Raw genomic sequence first — 409 nt, 5'->3', positions numbered from 1 at the left:
GATGATGAGTGTGCTGTCGCAGCCCGACGGCCGCGACGGCATGAGCCTGCCGCCGCACGATTTCGACTGGAGCGAGCTCGACACCGAACTCCGCGGCAAGAAAATCGGCCTGCTGACCGATCTCGGCTTCGGCATGGCGCTGGAGGACGACGTCCGCCGCGTCGTCACCGACGCTGCGCGGCTGCTGGCGGCTCAGGGCGCGATCGTCGAACAGGTCGAACTCGGCTTCACCCGCGAGATGATGGACGGGCTCGACGCGTTCTGGCGAGCCCGGATGTGGGACGACGTCAGCAAGCTCAGCGAAGCTCAGCGCGCGCAGGTGCTGCCCTACATCGTGCGCTGGGCCGAAGGCGGCGCGAATCTGTCCGGCGTCGAGGTGGTGCGCGGCTTCAACCAGACCATGGCGGTG

Annotated in this window: 1 pseudogene; it reads left to right on the top strand. The window is 68.0% G+C overall.

The features are described 5' to 3' along the window. Nucleotides 1-409 (top strand): annotated as a pseudogene (locus tag DY467_RS25825) (amidase); the annotation flags it as partial.

This window comes from Rhodopseudomonas sp. BR0G17 (assembly GCF_010907025.1).
In the GTDB taxonomy this organism is placed as follows: Bacteria; Pseudomonadota; Alphaproteobacteria; order Rhizobiales; family Xanthobacteraceae; genus Rhodopseudomonas; species Rhodopseudomonas palustris_H.
The sequence above is the reverse complement of the archived record's forward strand: the minus strand, read 5'-3'. Positions and strand labels throughout refer to the sequence as shown.